This is a genomic window from Myxacorys chilensis, from assembly GCF_059505265.1.
Genome location: NZ_JCACKG010000256.1, coordinates 1 through 2,583, shown reverse-complemented (window position 1 = coordinate 2,583; position 2,583 = coordinate 1). Strand labels below are relative to the sequence as shown.

General features: G+C 47.7%; 2 protein-coding genes. Both read right to left on the bottom strand.

What is annotated here, in order from left to right:
• Positions 1-135: 135 nt before the first annotated feature.
• Positions 136-810 (bottom strand): lysophospholipid acyltransferase family protein, encoded by a 675-nt coding sequence (locus AC5JLB_RS26505; RefSeq protein ID WP_495876826.1) that lies wholly within the window; start codon positions 808-810, stop codon positions 136-138.
• Positions 811-846: 36 nt separating this feature from the next.
• Positions 847-2,388 (bottom strand): DUF3370 domain-containing protein, encoded by a 1,542-nt coding sequence (locus AC5JLB_RS26500; RefSeq protein WP_495876825.1) that lies wholly within the window; start codon positions 2,386-2,388, stop codon positions 847-849.
• Positions 2,389-2,583: the final 195 nt, after the last annotated feature.

Sequence of the window (2,583 nt, the reverse complement as noted above, 5' to 3'; positions counted from 1 at the left end):
AATATAACAATAGAAATATAAGGGTGTCAAGCTGTTCGATAGGGAAATTTGGAAAATATAAGAAGGTAAGGCTCAAATACAGTCAGAGAAAGGGATTCAGTCTTCAAAGCTAAGCTCTTACTAAGGACATTCAAACTACTGCATCTTCTCAGATTGAGCTTTGATCACTTTTAGTCCTTCTAATATGGACTCGTATAGGGCATTAGTTAGGGATTGAGCAGTTTGCTTTTCGTTCGCCTGTTGGTAGTTGTGGGAATGAAGTTTGGAGCAGACTCGAATGAAAACTTTAGCTCTAGCAGATGAGTCGGGGCTGTAATGTAGAGCGATCGGGACGATTGGCACAGAGATTTTTTCAGGAGAAGTTGCCTCTGCTTGAAGGACTAACCGTGCCAATCCAAGTTTAAAGGCTCGTAGAGGCTGATCTCTAACGATTCCGCCTTCCGGAAAGATTACGAGTTTACGATCGCAATGAAGCAAATCGATTGCATTACGAAAGCTAGAGATGCTCGGACGGGTTCGATCTACAGGAAATGCTCCGAGTCGTTTGATCAGCCAGCCTTGAACCCCCTGGAATTGCTGTGCATCTGTCATAAATCGAAGCGGTTCGGTACTGAGAAGGGACAGAATCAGAGGATCCCAACGGCTAAAGTGCTTTGACGCTAGAACAACGGGACCTTTCGCGGGCAGGTGTTCGCGTCCTGTGATTGTAATTGAACTAAAGTAGGTCTTGAGAAGCGAACGATGAATTGGAAGAAGTGACCAGTACAGCCACGGTTGAACAGTTATAGTTTCAGGCGCTCGAACAGACATAGGGAGTTGGACGATAGTAAGAAAGCCAGTCGCGCTTTACTTTTTAGTTTGACTATTGAGTATATCTAGAGTTTTGACGGTCAAGACTTGAGGGGGAGTAGCATCGGGAGGATATAAGAAGTCCACTTCTACTGATCGCTGCTCACTCGGTTTCATCATCAGCGTAACTAACGGTTCGCCTTGTTGTCCGCGTCGTTGCACCAAGTGAATGTAGCGCGTTTGGGGAGCGGCACCATCATCCATGTAGCGAAGGCGAACTGTTCCTCGAAAGGAGATTCTTGATTCGGGAACGGATAGGAAAAGAAGCTGGTTTTTAGCTTTATCCTGCTTGATGGGAGTTTCAAACGCGATCGCAACCCTTTGATTCTGTTGAGTCGTATTGCGAAGAGGCAGGGTCAGGCTGTATTGAACGCCATAATTCCCATTAGCTAAATAGGCTGTGTCAGGATACCGAACAAGCATTGGCGCACTTTGAATTTGCCCTGTTCCAAAGGTTCCTTGCTCAACGGTGCTGAGACCGTAGGAAAACGCTCGTCCTTGCTGCGGAATGCTGAGATAACCTTTGCTGGGACTATCGATGAGTTTTGCTTGCCAGAGAGACCCCCTCGCTACACCTGAAACACGACCATAGGTGATGCGATCGAGACAAGGTAGAAATCCGCAAGATCTGCGCTTTACATTTAGAGTAGGCGGAAGGTCACGCAGACCCGCTAAAGCGCCATTATTCAGTAGAGTTTGCCATTCTTCTAGGGTGGGGATGCGCTCTGTCTTGTCAAGATTGAGGGGAGCAAACATCGCTAGGGTCGCCACGTGAACGGCACCATTGCTCGAAAGCCGCATTAAGGTAGACCGTCCATTTGATGTGGGAGGAACGGTGCCCGCAGGGATGGGGAGACTCATTAGAAGCTGAGTTTGCCCAGCAGGAAGAAGGATGGAAGACGGCAGACTGCCTTGTTTGCGTCCTCGTAAAATGTCGTTGGCGACTCGGCTGCCGGGGCCAGCAAATACGTTACCGAGTGGGTCTTCAACATAAGCTGGCAAATCGACAAAGAGCGCGTCGGGGCGAGTAAGATACGTCGCTGCTTGTAAGACTTCAATTTGAACGGGGCGAGAAGTGGGATTGTAGAGCAGAATGCCTTGAAAGAGCGATCGCGTTTGATCTGAACGACCCGCTTTGGAAATGTGATGGGAGAAAATATCAAATCTGCCGTTAAACACAAAGTTTAGGTGAGCAGACGGGATTCGTTTTCCGGTAGGCGGAAAGGTGGAGAGCAGAATGCCTTCAGTTGTGACGATTTCTGGACTGTTGCTGTTGAAAACGGGAACTTCGTCTAGCGCACCCGGCAGCACTCGAACTTCTTGAGCCTGAATGATCTTTTGAGCAGGAAGTTCCTGTTGAAGCGGCAAAGCCTCTTGAGCCGGGAGAGCTTGCGGAAAAATGCTTGTAGGACGCAAAAGAGGAGCGACAGGCAGTTGAGCAAACTGGACGGGAACTGGAATAAGCGGCAACAGAAACATGGATGAAATAGCGTTTGAAACTGCGGTTTCAGCGAATAGCTCTTCCTTAAGAGAATTCACTGAGAAGAAATCAAAAGATGCTACTTCTATAAATCCCAGTTCACCGAGATTCTGCACGATCTAAACAATAGAAAGGAGCGTCAAGGCTAAGAGCGTAAGGAATAGAGTTTAGGCGCGATCGCACTCGACCACCTAAAGTTCACTAGGTTGTGTTGACATTTCAGCGAAGTTCAATCAGCAAGGCAGTGAAATAAA